We start from the raw sequence: 15,949 nt of genomic DNA, 5'->3' as shown, positions 1-15,949 counted from the left end.
ATGTGACGGATTGGTATCTGCATATACAATCGCGGGAAATGCAAAGGAGGTTCGTTATAAGTTATAATATTTATATTATGAATGAGAACGATCGTGAACGAATGCGAGCGTTTGGCAGAAATGATGGGTTATTGGACGGCCGTATGCCATGAATCGCATTTGCGAGCGGAGTAAACAATCAAAGGTGTGATGAAATATGGATATTGCCGTAGCGGGTGTAGGATATGTAGGACTAGTCACGGCCGCGTGTCTGGCGGAAAAGGGACATAAGGTGGCGTGCGTGGATGTCGATGTGGAAAAAGTGGCATTGCTTCAGCGAGGGAAATCTCCGATCTATGAACCTGGGTTGGAGGAGTTAATAAGAAAAAATCGCGAGCGGTTGTTGTTTACGGCTGACTATGCGGCGGCGTGCCGGCGGGCAGATGTGATCATCATCGCTGTTGGCACCCCGGAAGAGCCGGATGGATCCGTGAATTTGCAATATGTATGGGAAGCGGCAAAGCAGATTGCGCAGACGGTGGAAAAAGACTGTGTAGTGGCGGTGAAATCTACCGTTCCCGTTGGGACAAGCGATCAAGTGGAACGTTGGATATATGAACACCGGAAGCACCCCGTTCATATTGAGGTTGTGGCGAATCCCGAGTTTTTATCACAAGGGACAGCAATCAAGGATACGCTGCATGCGTCAAGAATTGTGTTAGGGGTAGAATCGCCGCATGCGGAGAAGGTCATGAAAGAAGTGTATGACCCGTTTTATCTTCCTTATGTCGTGACAGATCGAAAAAGTGCGGAAATGGTGAAATACGCATCCAATGTTTTTCTCGCCTTGAAAATATCCTATATTAATGAAATCGCGAATTTATGCGAAATGGTTGGCGCCAATATCGAAGACGTGGCGGAAGGAATGGGAATGGATCCGCGGATCGGGAGCCGTTTTTTGCGCGCCGGCATCGGTTATGGCGGGTCGTGTTTTCCGAAAGACACGAAAGCGCTGCGTTGGCTTGCCGATGGTTGCGATTATGAACTGAAAACGGTGCAAGCCGCAATGGAAGTGAATGAAAGTCAAAAAGTGAAATTGATCGAAAAGGCAAGAACGTACGTGAGCCATTTTCGCGGGCTGGAGGTGGCGGTGTTAGGTCTTACGTTTAAGCCGGGAACGGACGATATAAGGGAGGCCCCTTCCCTTGCTAATATCGCGGTATTATTGGAAGAAGGCGCAAATGTAAGGGTGTGGGACCCTGTTGGGATGGAAAACGCAAAGCGCGTATTTCCAAAGGAAATCACCTATTGTTCGACGATCGAAGAGGCGGTTGCGAACGCCGATATTTGTTTTATTTTTACGGAGTGGCCGGAGATCCGGCAATTTGACGTCCGTCAATATGCGAATTTAATGAAAACGCCGCTTGTGTTGGATGGGCGGAATTGTTACAGTCTAGCGAGTGCGCGCGAGGCAGGAATCATTTACGAATCGATCGGCCGAAAACGGGTGTGTCCGGCAGAGGACCACTTGCCGTCTGAACATATCCCCGTCAAGTAGATAGCAATCCCCATTGTCGTTTCAAGGAAAACAGTGGACAATCCAAATTCATAAGCGGAAGGAAAAATCGTATAGTCAGCAAACTTACCTTAGCTCCTATTGCGTTGGGCTAAGGTAGTTTTGTTTCTGATGAATTTTTTATGATTGCAACAGGCTATGTTGGGCGGAATAATGTGTCGAATTTCAACCTGAATTTATATAATGATATAGTAAAAAAACCGCGTATTATCAGTGCAAAAGATTTGCAAGTAAAGAATAGCTAAAAAATAATAATTTAGTGAAGCGAGTTGGTCTGAATGCACCAAATGCAAATAACATGAAACAATTGGTAAAAATAACAAAAACTTTTCTTTCTGGCGTTTGGCCAATTGTGATGGGCATAATGCGTTTTTGGTGCTAGTTACCTACTTGACTTCTGATGCCAGCTTGTTAATATCTAATAAAGGTAAACACCTTCATTATATTACTTTGCGACAATACATCTATGTGAAGCATTATGATATATTTGGGAGGAGTTTTATGCTGTTGAAGAAGGCCAGCGTCAAAACATGTGAGATGTTATTAAAAGAGTTTGAGCAAGGGCCGAAGCCGTTTAGTCCGGAGAAGTTAGTTTTTACAGGAGTGGGAGAACGGGATGTATATAATATCTCGGCACCGTTTGAAGACGAAGGAGAATTTGTTATCGCTGGTCGAGTAGAGCCAAGAGATAGTGAGCATTCGGAAGTGTATTTCTTTGTGAACCGTGGAGAAGAATGGGTGCCAAAGGAAGGAGCGCCAGTATTCACGCTCCAAGACCCGTTTGTTTCGAGAATTCGCGGGGAATTGATCTTCGGTGGAGTACAAACTTTTCCACATCCATCCATAGAAGGCACCTTAGGTTGGAGAACGATTTTTTACAAAGGGAAGAATATCTCTAGTTTAAAAGAATTTGCAAAAGGCCCAGATGGGATGAAAGATATTCGATTGATTGAGTTAAAAGATGGATCAGTTGGTGTGTTTACACGTCCGCAAGGGGAAAAAGGCGGACGAGGGAAAATAGGTTTTACACGAATCGATTCATTAGATGAGTTGACAGTGGAGATCATGGAAGAGGCTCCTCTTTTGGATAATCAGTTCGTAGATGACGAATGGGGAGGAGTCAATGAACTTCACTTGCTTTCGAATGGACTTGTTGGTGTTCTTGGGCATATTGCTCGTTTCGGTGAAGATGGCAAACGCCACTATTATCCGATGGTATTTGTGTTGAATCCGGATACAATGGAGCTTTCCGATATCGAATTAATTGCGACAAGATCACATTTTTTGGAAGGTCCTGCGAAACGCCCAGACCTCGTTGATGTGGTATTTAGCGGCGGGTTAATTCGGAAGGAGGATGGCACTGCAGATTTTTACGCGGGAATTAGCGACGCGGAAGCACAAAAAATTACTGTCATCGATCCATTTGTGAAATACGAAAGACTAGGAGATGGCCGTGAACATTTTGCCAAAACTAGGTTCGCCTAGTTTTGGCATTTTTTTATACAAATTTGTATCAGTAAATTTAGAAATTTTATATGTTTTTGCGATAGAAAGCGAGCGCTTTTTGGTAGAATGATAATATAGAACAAAGAAGTGGAGTGATAAAATGAAATCGGATAAAAACGCCCCATATTCTCGCAGAAGTGGGAAGGGGAACATTGTTTCCATACAAACCGCAGTGGATCAACAATTAACGGAATGCATGCATGATTTATTATGGTATGCGACCGAAGAATATGCGGATGAGTTGTTAAAAACCATCGGCGATCCAAGAGAATGGGAACAACATGGGGAAATCGGAGAGGCGATTAGTTTTTTTATAGCAAATTGGACTATTTTTTGCGTTCCAGTGACGCCGCGGGGCGAAACGATCATTGAGCGATATGTAAAGTGGAGAGGTTCGTTATGGCGGCCTTCCACTCGCTCCATTCTTGCGTCATGGATTGGAGCGGCGCCGTCTTTTGATATAGTGGTAGAGCTTCAAGGAGAACGGCGTTTCGTCGTTCAAGATGTGTTGACATTGGAAAAACGAGTAGTGCGCATTTTTGACAGTGAGCCATTGCCGCAAGTGCAAATAGGAGATTTGCTAATGGGGATTATAGTGCCTGCCGGAGAGGAATACACGTATTTTACTGCATTTTTTTCATTTCCAAATATGATCGCCCATGAAATTGCATGTTCGCTAAAAGAGGATTGGGAAGCATACGGACCGGAAGATGCGCGTGTATTTTTGCGGACATCCTTTCCAAGCGCGTGGATGACGGCCGTTCGTATGCTCGTGTCATTCATAGCCGATCCGTTCGAATGGGAACATCCGAATTACGCAGCGGTGGTTTATGAATTAGAAAAGAAAATGCCGCAAAGTATGAATTTGAATATGGCAAAAGCGATTTGGCATGAATATTGTGATACCTGCCAACCTGTTATTCGCAGCGTTCCTTTGCATGCGGCTGCTTTGCATTATTTTGTTTGTCGGATTTTGCGCGGCGAGGCAGTAACACAGACGGATTTGGCGCATCTTTATGGCGTTTCCGCAAGCAGTATTTCCAAGAAAGTGAATGAGATGATGGATTATATGACAGATCATCTCCTATCGGAAGATTTCGAAGAGGACGATGATTTCATCGAGGAATGGGATGATGACGAGTATTGGGATGAGGAAGAGCCATACCCTGTTAGCGAACTTGTGGAGTCGATGCTCGATAAACTTGTAAAAACAGGATATATATTTGGAAAAGAACAGAATCGGCAGGAGTTAAATCAGCTTGTTAATGAAGCGGTACGTGAGTTTTTCGAAGTGGAGGAAAATAAAATATACGATCGCAAAGAAATTCGCGCCATCGCCGAAAAGGTCATCGCTGATTTACTGGACTGAAGAATAGGCTGCATGCGCAAACGCTATTTGACAACAAAGGGGATTTTGCGGTCCTGAAAAGGGGAGGGACGAACGATTCGCATACGTCTGGGAATATTAGGGGCGGATGATTCGTTGGAAATGATTCAAAACATTGCGAATGAATATAAGGAGCTTTATTGTGTGCCTGTTGTATATTGGGACGAAGACGAAATTATCGATCTTATTCGTCCGTTTATTCATCAAGTCGATATGTGGCTTTTTTCGGGACAAGTTCCTTATTCTATTGTGAAAGAGTGGGGAGAGGTCGACTGCCCGATGTTTTATGTTCCGCATACGGGGGCAAGTTTATATCGGACGCTGTTGCATATTTATTATGAGCGGCAAATCCCCATCCATCAATTAAGTTTTGATACGTATCATCCATCGGAAATCGAACGGCTGTTGGATGAGGCGGGGATTTGCGAACGAGTTCCGCATGTGAAACATTATCAAGGGGAGATTTCCGCGGAAGTTTTAGCACAGTATCATTATGAGTTATGGAAGCAAGGAGTAACGAAAGCGGCGGTGACATGTTTGCGGACAGCGCATCTTGAATTACAAAAGCTTGGCGTGCCCGTATATCGCGTGCTGCCTGCTCGTTCGGCGGTGGAGTCGGTGATGCAAATGATCATTCGCACGGGCGAAATGCTGCGCTTTCAAGACGCGCAAATCGCTGTCCAGATGATCGAAGTCGACTCGTTATCTGCGATATCGAGCGAAACATTTTCGACTGATGAAATATATAAGATGGAAATGAAAGTAACGGAAAAGTTGTTGAGATATGCCAAAAAAATACAAGGATCGTTGAAAACTGCCGGTCCTGGCCGTTATGTTATTTTTACGACAAGAGGAGTATTAAAGGATATCACCGATCATTACAGAATCATTCCGGCGATGGATGAAATAGAACACATTGATCACGAGATGGTGACGTGTGGAATCGGGATAGGAAGGACTGCTTATGAAGCCGAAATTCATGCCGGTAAAGCGTTTCTTCATGCGAAGAAATATGGAAGAGGCACGTGGATGGTTGTATTTGATGATGATACGATTGTTGGGCCGTTAGGCCGTTCGGAACAAATACGTTATTCGTTTGATTGCGCCGAATTACAGGCGATCAGCCAAAAAACGAATTTGAGTGTCGCAACATTGAGCAAATTAAGCGCCATATTACGAAAGCTGGGGAAAAACGAGATTAATGCTTACGAACTAGCAACAAATATGCAAATTTTGCCAAGAAGCGCAAGACGGATTTTGAATGAATTGAAACATAAAGGATTAGCAGAGGTCATTGGCGAAACAAATCCATATCCTCGCGGCCGCCCAAGAAAAATTTATCGTATTTTTTATGATTATTAGTAGCGAACAAACGTCATTTGTTCGCTATATTTTTTTTAATATGAATTTTTTATAAATTAAATTATTCAAAAATTTTAATAATTATATTATAATTAAGGTCATAACCGAAATTCATCCGTAAATCGCAATGAGAAGGGAGGAACGAAATGATTAATGAAAACCGGCTTTGGAATCGGATCATGGAATTAGGCGAGATTGGAAAACAGCCATCAGGCGGGGTTACTCGTTTATCGTTTACAAAAGAGGAACGTGCCGCAAAGGAGAAGGTCGCTTCGTATATGAAGGAAGCGGGGCTTACTGTGTATGAGGATGCGGTCGGAAATTTGATTGGACGTAAAGAAGGAAAGGAAAAAGATGCGCCTGTCGTACTGGTCGGTTCGCACATTGACTCCGTCTATAACGGAGGAATGTTTGACGGTCCGCTCGGAGTGCTTTCAGCGGTGGAAGTGTTACAAACGATGAACGAACGAGGGGTGGAAACGAAGCATCCGATTGAAGTCGTTACCTTTACCGATGAAGAAGGAGCACGCTTTAGTTTCGGAATGATCGGAAGCCGCGGAATGGCGGGAACGTTGTCGGAGGAAGAGTTAGTTCATCAAGACAAAAATGGGGTTTCGATTGCCGAAGCGATGAAAGAAGCAGGGCTTAACCCTAGTGAAATCGGCAAGGCAGCGCGCCGAAAAGGCTCGGTCAAAGCATATGTCGAGCTGCATATCGAACAAGGCCGTGTGTTGGAAGAAGCGAATCTTTCCGTCGGAATTGTCACAGGGATCGCTGGGCTTGTATGGGTCAAATTTACGGTAGAAGGAAAAGCGGAACATGCCGGGGCAACGCCAATGCCAATTCGCCGCGATCCGCTTGTTGCGGCGGCACAGATGATCCAAATGATCGAGCAAGAGGCGAAAAAGACAGGAACTACCGTGGGGACCGTTGGGCAAATGAAAGTATTCCCCGGAGGAATTAACATCATTCCAGCAAAAGTCGAATTTTCCTTGGATTTGCGGGATATTGACGCGACAGTGCGAGATCACGTATTACAATCGATTATCGAACAAGCGCAAAAGATTGGCAAAGAGCGAAACGTACTAGTTAACGTTGAGCTATTGCAGGAGATGCCTCCGGTATTATGTTCCGAACTTGTGCAAAACGCGGCGAAAGAGGCATGCGGGCAGCTTGGTTTGGATATTTTCTCCCTTCCGAGCGGTGCTTCCCATGACGGAGTACAGCTAGCTAGGCTTTGCCCGATTGGGATGATTTTTGTTCGCTCGAAAGATGGGGTTAGCCATAATCCAGAGGAATGGAGTTCGAAAGAGGATTGTGCGGCTGGGGCGAACGTATTGTACCATACCGTATTGCGTTTAGCGATGGGAGAATGAGGAGAAGGGGGAAGAAATGATGGCAAACACGGAAATTAAACAGCTTGTCGATGAAATCAAAGAAGAAGTCATCGCATGGAGGCGGCATTTGCATGCAAATCCGGAGCTGTCGTTTCACGAAGAAAAAACGGCGCAATTTGTTTATGAAACATTGCAATCGTTTGGGAATTTGCAGATTTCGCGCCCGACAAAAACGAGTGTTATGGCGCGGTTAATCGGGGACGGTCCGGGCAAAGTGGTGGCCATTCGCGCGGATATGGACGCATTGCCGATTCAAGAGGAAAATACGTTTGAGTTTGCTTCAAAAAATCCAGGCGTGATGCATGCGTGTGGGCATGATGGACATACGGCGATGCTTTTGGGAACGGCGAAAATTCTTTCGCGGCTTCGTCATCAAATCAAAGGAGAAGTCCGCTTTCTTTTCCAACATGCCGAAGAGATATATCCAGGCGGTGCAGAGGAAATGGTGCAGGCCGGCGTGATGGATGGGGTGGATGTCGTCATTGGCACCCATCTTTGGTCCCCATTAGAAATTGGCAAGATTGGCATTGTGTATGGTCCGATGATGGCTTCCCCAGATCGCTTTTTCATTCGTATTCATGGGAAAGGCGGGCATGCTGCTTTGCCGCACCAAACGATTGATTCGATTGCCATCGGCGCGCAAGTGGTGACGAACTTGCAGCATATCGTATCGCGCAACACAGATCCGCTTGAGCCTCTCGTCGTATCGGTGACGCAATTTATTGGCGGAACGACGCACAACGTGATTCCAGGAAGCGTCGAAATTCAAGGAACGGTGCGCAGTTTTGATAAAACGCTTCGTCAAAATGTGCCAAAATTAATGGAACGGATCATCAAAGGCATTACCGAGGCACACGGCGCAACATACGAATTTAAATATGAATTCGGCTATCGTCCGGTTATTAATGACGAAAAAGTGACCCGTGTCATTGAGGAAACGGTGCGGGAAGTATTTGGCGAAGAATCGGTTGATCATATAAAGCCAAATATGGGCGGAGAAGACTTTTCGGCATTCCAGCAAAAAGCACCAGGAAGCTTCTTCTATGTCGGCGCTGGAAATAAAGAAAAAGGCATTGTATATCCGCATCACCATCCGCGCTTTACCATTGATGAAGATGCGTTAGAAATCGGCGTTCGCTTGTTTGTCCATGCGGCGTTTAAACTGTTGGCGGAAGCCCCGTAAAAGCTTCCGCTTCCTATTATTCCGTGAGGGAGGAAATAAGGATGAAAGGAATTCGCTGGCTGATGGTGCTTCCGTTTCTTGGCATACTTGGCGGCATCCCGTTTGCCAATAAAGTGACTCCATACGTGCTTGGCATGCCGTTTATTCTCTTTTGGCTTGTCGCTTGGGTGATTCTCACTTCCGCCATCATGGCGATTGTCTACCGCTTTGATCCGGAAGTGCGGGAGGAGGAGCATACATGAATGCGGCATTGGTGATTATTTTCGCTTTCCTGTTGCTTTCCCTCTATTTAGGGGTGCAAGCGCGCAAAGGAAAAGATATGAACTTGGAACAGTGGACGGTCGGCGGCCGCGGGTTTGGCACGATCTTTGTCTTTCTCCTCCTGGCCGGCGAAATTTATACGACATTTACCTTTTTAGGCGGAAGCGGTTGGGCTTACGGCAAAGGGGGGCCGACGTTTTACATTATCGCGTACGGCTGCTTGGCGTATGTGCTGTCATATTGGATGCTTCCAAAAGTATGGAAATATGCGAAAGAGCATCAGCTGATGTCCCAATCTGACTTTTTTGTTAGCAAATACAACAGTCCGCTGTTAGGGGTGCTCGTTTCCCTAGTCGGGGTGGTCGCGCTTATTCCGTATTTGGTGCTGCAGCTAAAAGGATTGGGTATTATCGTTTCTCAAGCTTCATACGGCACGATTTCGCCGACGGCGGCGATATGGATCGGCGTTCTTTCCGTTACAGTGTACGTGATGATTTCGGGCATCCACGGCTCGGCGTGGACAGCGGTAGTGAAAGATATTATGATTTTAGTTGTCGCGGTCTTTTTAGGTCTTTATCTTCCATTCCATTATTACGGCGGAATTCAGCCGATGTTTGAAGCAATTGAACAAGCAAAACCAGGGTTTCTCGTATTGCCGGACAAAGGCATGAGCGTGTCTTGGTTTATTTCCACCGTGCTGTTAACGGTGCTTGGTTTTTATATGTGGCCGCATACGTTCGGTTCGATTTATTCGGCGAAAAGCGCCAACGTTTTTCGGAAAAATGCGATGATTTTGCCTCTTTATCAGTTAGTGCTGCTGTTTGTCTTTTTTGTCGGCTTTGCAGCGATTTTGCAAATTCCGCATTTAGAAGGCTCCGATGCTGATCTGGCTTTATTGCGGTTGTCCATTCAAACGTTTGACCCTTGGGTCGTCGGGCTGATCGGTGCAGCGGGGCTGTTGACGGCAATGGTTCCGGGTTCGATGATTTTAATAACAGCATCGACGTTGCTTGCGAAAAACGTCTATAAAGTGTTTTCTCCTTCCGCTACCGACGATCAGGTCACGAAACTAGCGAAATATCTCGTCCCTGTCATTGCGTTAGTTTCGTTATATTTCACGTTCCGCGGCGGAAATACGATCGTTGCACTGCTTCTTATGGGATATAGCCTCGTGACGCAGTTGTTCCCATCGTTTGTGCTCAGCCTGATGAAAAACAATTTTGTGACGAAACAAGGAGCGTTTGCCGGTATTATCGCTGGTGTTGCGACAGTTGCCTATATTACATTATCGGGCAGCAGCATCGGCACGTTGTTCCCTTCTCTGCCGCAGGTCGTGCAAGATCTGAATGTCGGAATTATCGCATTGATTGTGAATATCGTTGTCACGGTGGTCGTAAGCTGGATTCCGACCCGATCTGTCAGCGTCGACACAGAAAAAAGCGTGATGTAGGGAGAGGGAACTTCTTTTTATGTCTGTATTTTCCAAAATGGGGTTGTTGTTCTAACAGACACAATGAGGAAAAAAGAAGAAGGAGACATGAGCTGAAACATTCATGTCTCCTTTTTGTGTTCTTTCTTATTTGTTGATGTATCTTCTTGCGCCGGCGAACTCTTCGCCATATCCAGGAGCACGGTAATCATCAACGCGTACTGTTGTGCTGGAGTTTGGCGAGTGGATCATTTTGCCGTTGCCGATATACATGCCGACGTGGTGGACTCTTCCTTTTCCGTTATTATATGCAAAGAAGAGAAGATCGCCTGGTTGCAGTTCGCTTTCTTTTACAGGCGTGCCGAATTGAGCTTGCACAGATGAGTCGCGTGGGATCGTAATTCCGTGAGCTTTATAAATCGTATGGGTAAACCCGGAACAGTCAAAGCCAAATCCGGATGTTCCTGCCCATAAATAAGGCAAGCCTAAAAACTGTTTTGCGGTATTTACTAAGTCTTCCCCAGTTGGTGCTGAAATGTCTGCTTCCGTCTGGAAAATTTGGACATCCTCTTTTCTTAGCCATTTGGCACCATCACTTGGTGTTATCACTTTGACTGCACTTTTTGTTGAGTGAATCACAGGAAGGCGAGTGTTAAAGCTGATTTCCATAAATTTATGTTTTCCTTTTGGGTCTTTGTAAAGCCATGCAGTTGGTGAGGTAACTTGGGCAAATGGTTTCGATTGAAATTGTGCAAATGCTATTCCTTTTGTCAGTTGGTGAATCGGCATCCAGCCGGGATATCCAAGCGGATGGCGTGGTGTTGGTTGGCCATGTACGACAACTTTAGCCCAATCCCCCTGTTTTTCTAGTATCGTGACTTTCATGCCATATAACGCTTGTGTTTCAAGATTTCCTACTAACCATAGTTTTTCTTCATATGTCATGCTTTTTGTCCATTTCCACATATCAACTGGATTGGATAACGATGGACTGTCAATGTTTCTTGCAATGTTCGGCTCTGTCCAAAGCGTTGCGACAGAGACGTCAACATAAGCTATTTCATCATTGTTCGTTTTGGCATTTACAGGTGAAAGAAAGACGAGCATCATGCAAAAGCAAAGGAATGCAGTAAAGAACTTTTTCCATTTTTTCATTGCTAATCTCCTTTCTTACGATCAATGATTAGTTATATAAAGGAACATAACCGATCCCTGGTAAATCAGGAACGTTAATTTCGCTTCCTTGAAAGAACGAGCGACTGCTATCATCATCTATCCATAGAGGCGCATCTAAATCGACTTTTGTAATGTTCGGATGGGCAATTGCTAAATGGGTTGCTGCCAGTACGGAAAGAGTTGGTTCCATCATGCTTCCGATCATGCATTCGATACCGGCCGCTTCTGCTAGACTAGCAATCTTGTAGGCTTCACGTAATCCTCCCGTTTTCATTAACTTAATATTGATCAAATCGACAGCGTGATGACGGATCAGTTCTAGTGCATCTCGAGCCGAGAATACACTTTCGTCCGCCATAATCGGTATGTTGACTCGTTCTCGGATAAACTGAAGACCTTTTATGTCATATTTAGGAACGGGCTGCTCAATAAATTCGATCGGAAGTTGGAGCCGTTCTAACGATTGAATGATTTCCACAGCTTCTTTCGCTGTCCATCCTTGATTAGCGTCAATGCGCAGTGAAACATTTGGCCCCACTTCTTCATAAATTCGTTCGATTCGTTCGATATCCTTTTCGGCTTCTTTTCCTACTTTAATTTTTAAAATCGAAAAGCCTTTTTCTGTGACTTTTTTTGCGTCATTGACCATTTCTTCTACACTATTTACGCTAATTGTCATATCGTTGACATGACGGTTCGTCTTTCCTCCGAATAATTGATAGAGAGGAATGTTTAGTAGTTTGCAAAGGGCATCGTACATGGCCATTTCTAATGCTGCTTTCGCGCTTGTGTTTTCGATGCAACTAGTTTGAATATCTTTACTGTTTTTTGCTATTTCTTCGATTTCTTTACCGATGATTTTAGGGATGAGTACATTTTCTAAAATACCTATGATTCCTTGTTTCGTTTCTCCCGTGATGGCTTCGGTCGGGACGGCGGCCCCATACCCTTCAATTCCGTTATCCAGAGTGATTTTTACGATGATGCTTTCAATTTGCGTAGCCGTTCGCAACGCTGTTTTGAAAGGTTTTATTAATGGAGTCGATTGTGTGGCGATGGCTGCGTCTTTTATTTTCATGAATAGACATCCTTTCGTTTACAGTGATGATAAAATATGAGCGGTGAGCAACCCGTAATAGGTTCCAAGGAGATTGCCTAGCAAAGCTGTCAATATGCCGACAGGAATGAGTGACTGATGATATGCGCCCGCGAGAATTGGAGTTGAAGCCACTCCGCCGATATTTGCCAAGGAGGTTACTCCCATTGTAAATAAATCAAGTTTGCATACTTTTGCGATAATTAACATTAATAATGCGTGAATCAAAAGAATAAGGAACCCCGAGATGATATAAATTGGAGCTTGGAACAATTGAGAAAAGTCTGCTTTCGACGCGATTAATGCGATGACCACATAAAGCATGACTTTCGATACATCGTTGGAGCCGGGAATTTTCGCTATTTTTGTCATCGCCAATACTAAACCGATGACGGATGCGAATACAATCGTCCACGTTGATCCGTTAAATACGGCTCCCACCTCAGGCAAAGCATTTCCGATTTCCGTGCAAATTGTTGATAAAAGAATGCTGAATCCAAGTAAGACGATTAATTCGGCAAATCCCATTTTTCTTTGATGACTTTCGTTTGTTGCTGCTACTTCGTCGTTTGTAATAGGTATATCTACCATTTTTGCCTTTGTCCAACGGTTGAATCTGCCAGCAAATGGTACAAGCCAAAACATAAACATGACCCAAATAGAATAGTTGACCGTGTCCATCATTAAGGCGTAGCCGAAAATGTTTTCTGGAACATCTAAAATTTTTTGCAAAATAACCATGTTTGCCGACCCGCCTGTCCAGCTGGAGCTGAGTGCAGCAAAGGCCTTCCATGTATCTTTTGCGTAGAATTCTTTGAATAACAGATACGTAATGGTAAACCCAATAATAATCGTGAAAGATGCAGCAAAAAAAGTGAGAAGAATTTTTGGCCCCATTTTTATGATTTTTCGCAAATCACAATGCAGAAGCATGAGAATAAGCATAGCAGGAAGCAGTACGTTTCTAACGGTATTGTACGTATTATCGATCGAATCCGTTTTCCCGAAAACTCCAAATGTTTGCATCAGTGCGCCTCCGACATAAATAAAAATAATGCCGGGGACGACTTTAAAAAGTTTGGATTTAGACTTTTGCTCTGCAAAGGCGATAAGTGCTGCGTAAGCCAGCAAAATACTTAAGTAAACAACGCCGTCTTGAATCATTGTCTCTCCTCCTTGTTTATATAAAAATATAAAAACCCAGCAAATAGAGAAAACAATCACTCTATTCGCTGGGTTTCATCTGCGTGATGAAGGTACAGATGAAGCAGCTGACGAAACTATATTTTGATATTTTAAGCTGGCGTTTTTAAAAGCGACGATGAGCGCTTTTTGAGAAGAGCCGAAATAGCGAGTTTCGATTTCTTTTTTTACTGTGTCAATATCCAATATCGATCGGCCGACCAATAAGCTTTTGACAAAGGATTTCGTCAGTTCAATCGTCGCTGAACAATCTGCATCTACGATGATACCGCTTTCCTTATTAACCACTAATCCGATGAAAAATGCTTTATATTGCTGAGTAATCGGATTGTTTGAAGGCGCTTTCGCGTCTCCGATGATATATATGGCATTGTTCTCAAACATGCTAATCCTCCAACCAAATACAGCTATTACGAGGGGCATTTATGATAGACTCATAAATGTTGCTCGTAATATGTATTCGCTTCCAAATCTTATTATACTAAATAATCAGAAAATGGTCAATAATTTTGGAATCTTTTTTCTTTTGTAGAAAAAATTTAGTAATGTTATTCATTGATACAAATGTAGATGGGTATTTTACTTTTTCATTACAAAATGTTTTTGGATTGAAAGTAGATGAACAATGATGAAAATATATAAGTTTGACGAAAGAAATGACATGACAGTATTGAGTGAAAAAGAAATCCTCAAGATATATGACATTTTAATTTTGTGGTAACATGTTACATATATGATGGAAATAGATTCTAATGGGTTTTACATTGGATTGTTGTTGATCATTCCGTAATGGCGTGTTTCCATTCGCTAATAGGACGACAAATTGCGCGTGTGGGGGAATGAAAATGACAAAACCAGTGATTACTGTAGTCGGCAGTATCAACATGGACCTTGTGACGATCGCTTCCCGCTTTCCATCACAAGGCGAGACAATTTTAGGGGAGGAGTTTCATCTCATTCCTGGCGGGAAAGGAGCAAACCAAGCGGTGGCGGCCGCGCGGCTTGGCGCGGATGTGCATATGATTGGCGCAGTCGGGAAGGATGCGTTTGGAACGGAGCTGCTTCGCTCATTGGAGCGGGAAGGTGTTCATATCGATAATGTGAAACCGGTTACAGATAAAGGGACCGGCATTGCTTCGATTACGATTTCGGAACAAGATAACCGAATTATCGTTGTTCCGGGGGCAAACCATGCGCTTCGTCCAGAAGACATTGATCGATGCGAAGAAATGATTGCCAAAAGTGACGTATGTGTACTCCAGCTGGAAATTCCGCTTTCCGTTGTAGAAAGAGCCGCTTTTTTAGCGAAAAAGCATGGCGTGCGCGTCATTTTAAATCCTGCGCCAGCGCAGCCGCTGCCGCAGAAGCTTATAGAGCAAGTCGATTTTCTTACGCCAAACGAACATGAACGGGATATTATTTTCGAGCAAGTCGATGCGGACGCGTTTGCCGATAAAGTGATTGTCACGGAAGGGGCGCGCGGCGTGACGATTCGGAAAGATGGAAAACAGATGCTCATACCAGGCTTTCGCGTTCCGGTCGTGGATACGACAGGAGCGGGAGATACATTCAACGGCGCGCTGGCGGTCGCGTTAAGCAAAGGAATGAGTTTAGAAGAAGCTTGTCTGTTCGCCAACGCAGCGGCGGCGCTATCAGTGACAAAGCTAGGCGCGCAAGGCGGAATGCCAATGAAAGAAGAGGTTGAACGATTTTTAAAAGAAAATGCCGAATAATTCATGTACAATATAAAGATGTGATCGTTCAATAGAAAAACAGCATGCAAAAAGAAATTAGGTGACAACAATGCAGCAGAAAATCCAACGCTGGAGCCTTGTCGTGATCTGGTGTATCGTCATTTATTCCTTTAGTGAATCTTCGCTGTTTACCGGTGAAAATACGAAGCGCATATTAGAAGCGGTGTTGTCGTATTTGCCATTTAGCCATGACGGGGATGATGCATCGTCTCCGTTAAATTTTATTGTTCGGAAGCTGGCGCATTTAACCGAATTTGGCATACTGGCGGTGCTTGTTTGGCGGGCGATTGAACGAGGGCGTATGGCGTATGTTGGCGCATGGGTCTTTGCGACGGTGTACGCGATGACGGACGAATGGCATCAATCGTTTGAGCCGGGGCGCACCGCTGCGCCGACAGATGTGGCGATCGACTCGTGCGGAGCGTTCCTTGCCTTGCTTTTTGTCCGTTTGTATATGTATTGGAAAAGGAAAAAGAAGGATGTTTCCGTATAGATTGTTGCTGAAAAATGTGGATGATGGATTACAAGAAGTCGCCGCAAAGCATTTAGACGATTTGACTTGAAATGGGCAAAAAAACAGCATTTGATGAACGAGTCAAACAAATGCTTATTTCTGCTTGTCGAATATAACAACTTGAGA

General features: G+C 44.3%; 14 protein-coding genes. 10 read left to right on the top strand and 4 right to left on the bottom strand.

What is annotated here, in order from left to right:
* The first annotated feature begins 196 nt into the window (after nucleotides 1-196).
* From DER53_RS03770 to DER53_RS03735, 8 genes are all read left to right on the top strand, one after another.
* Complete coding sequence (locus DER53_RS03770) at nucleotides 197-1,537, top strand: UDP-glucose dehydrogenase family protein (RefSeq protein ID WP_062755608.1); 1,341 nt, start codon at nucleotides 197-199, stop codon at nucleotides 1,535-1,537.
* Nucleotides 1,538-2,056: 519 nt separating this feature from the next.
* On the top strand, nucleotides 2,057-3,040 hold the full coding sequence (locus DER53_RS03765; RefSeq protein WP_062755606.1) for an MTP-1 family protein: 984 nt from the start codon (nucleotides 2,057-2,059) through the stop codon (nucleotides 3,038-3,040).
* 121 nt (nucleotides 3,041-3,161) lie between these two features.
* Nucleotides 3,162-4,430: a helix-turn-helix domain-containing protein gene (locus DER53_RS03760; RefSeq protein ID WP_062755604.1), complete on the top strand. Its 1,269-nt coding sequence runs from the start codon at nucleotides 3,162-3,164 to the stop codon at nucleotides 4,428-4,430.
* A 75-nt stretch (nucleotides 4,431-4,505) separates the two neighbouring features.
* A complete protein-coding gene (locus tag DER53_RS03755; RefSeq protein WP_062755602.1) occupies nucleotides 4,506-5,810 on the top strand; it encodes a hypothetical protein in 1,305 nt (434 codons plus the stop codon).
* 146 nt (nucleotides 5,811-5,956) lie between these two features.
* Nucleotides 5,957-7,186: a Zn-dependent hydrolase gene (locus DER53_RS03750; protein WP_062755600.1), complete on the top strand. Its 1,230-nt coding sequence runs from the start codon at nucleotides 5,957-5,959 to the stop codon at nucleotides 7,184-7,186.
* Between the two features lie 19 nt (nucleotides 7,187-7,205).
* Entirely contained in the window at nucleotides 7,206-8,390 is a 1,185-nt protein-coding gene (locus DER53_RS03745) for a M20 family metallopeptidase (protein WP_062755598.1), read from the top strand.
* Between the two features lie 41 nt (nucleotides 8,391-8,431).
* The gene (locus tag DER53_RS03740; RefSeq protein ID WP_062755596.1) at nucleotides 8,432-8,632 is read left to right on the top strand and encodes a DUF3311 domain-containing protein; all 201 of its coding nucleotides are present in this window, start codon (nucleotides 8,432-8,434) and stop codon (nucleotides 8,630-8,632) included.
* Nucleotides 8,629-10,101, top strand: a complete 1,473-nt coding sequence (locus tag DER53_RS03735) for a sodium:solute symporter family protein (protein WP_062755594.1) — start codon at nucleotides 8,629-8,631, stop codon at nucleotides 10,099-10,101. Before DER53_RS03740 ends, DER53_RS03735 begins: the two co-directional genes overlap by 4 nt.
* 126 nt (nucleotides 10,102-10,227) lie before the next feature.
* Here DER53_RS03735 and DER53_RS03730 read toward each other — a convergent pair whose 3' ends face one another.
* The 4 genes from DER53_RS03730 to DER53_RS03715 form a co-directional block, all read right to left on the bottom strand.
* Entirely contained in the window at nucleotides 10,228-11,235 is a 1,008-nt protein-coding gene (locus DER53_RS03730; RefSeq protein ID WP_062755592.1) for a C40 family peptidase, read from the bottom strand.
* A 28-nt stretch (nucleotides 11,236-11,263) separates the two neighbouring features.
* Nucleotides 11,264-12,334 (bottom strand): dipeptide epimerase, encoded by a 1,071-nt coding sequence (locus tag DER53_RS03725; RefSeq protein WP_062755590.1) that lies wholly within the window; start codon nucleotides 12,332-12,334, stop codon nucleotides 11,264-11,266.
* Between the two features lie 18 nt (nucleotides 12,335-12,352).
* A complete protein-coding gene (locus DER53_RS03720; protein ID WP_062755589.1) occupies nucleotides 12,353-13,516 on the bottom strand; it encodes a DUF819 family protein in 1,164 nt (387 codons plus the stop codon).
* 75 nt (nucleotides 13,517-13,591) lie between these two features.
* Entirely contained in the window at nucleotides 13,592-13,939 is a 348-nt protein-coding gene (locus DER53_RS03715; protein WP_015865206.1) for a DUF3870 domain-containing protein, read from the bottom strand.
* 461 nt (nucleotides 13,940-14,400) lie between these two features.
* On the opposite strand from DER53_RS03715, the gene rbsK reads away from it, so the two are divergent.
* Together rbsK and DER53_RS03705 are read left to right on the top strand one after the other, a co-directional pair.
* Nucleotides 14,401-15,288 carry a ribokinase gene (gene rbsK, locus DER53_RS03710; RefSeq protein ID WP_062755587.1) on the top strand — a complete coding sequence of 296 codons (888 nt, stop codon included), beginning with the start codon at nucleotides 14,401-14,403 and terminating at the stop codon, nucleotides 15,286-15,288.
* A gap of 70 nt (nucleotides 15,289-15,358) precedes the next feature.
* Nucleotides 15,359-15,802: a VanZ family protein gene (locus DER53_RS03705; RefSeq protein WP_062755585.1), complete on the top strand. Its 444-nt coding sequence runs from the start codon at nucleotides 15,359-15,361 to the stop codon at nucleotides 15,800-15,802.
* The last annotated feature ends 147 nt before the right edge of the window (nucleotides 15,803-15,949 follow it).

Source organism: Parageobacillus toebii NBRC 107807 (assembly GCF_003688615.2).
In the GTDB taxonomy this organism is placed as follows: domain Bacteria; phylum Bacillota; class Bacilli; order Bacillales; family Anoxybacillaceae; genus Parageobacillus_B; species Parageobacillus_B toebii.
This window is presented reverse-complemented; position numbering and strand designations above follow the sequence as displayed.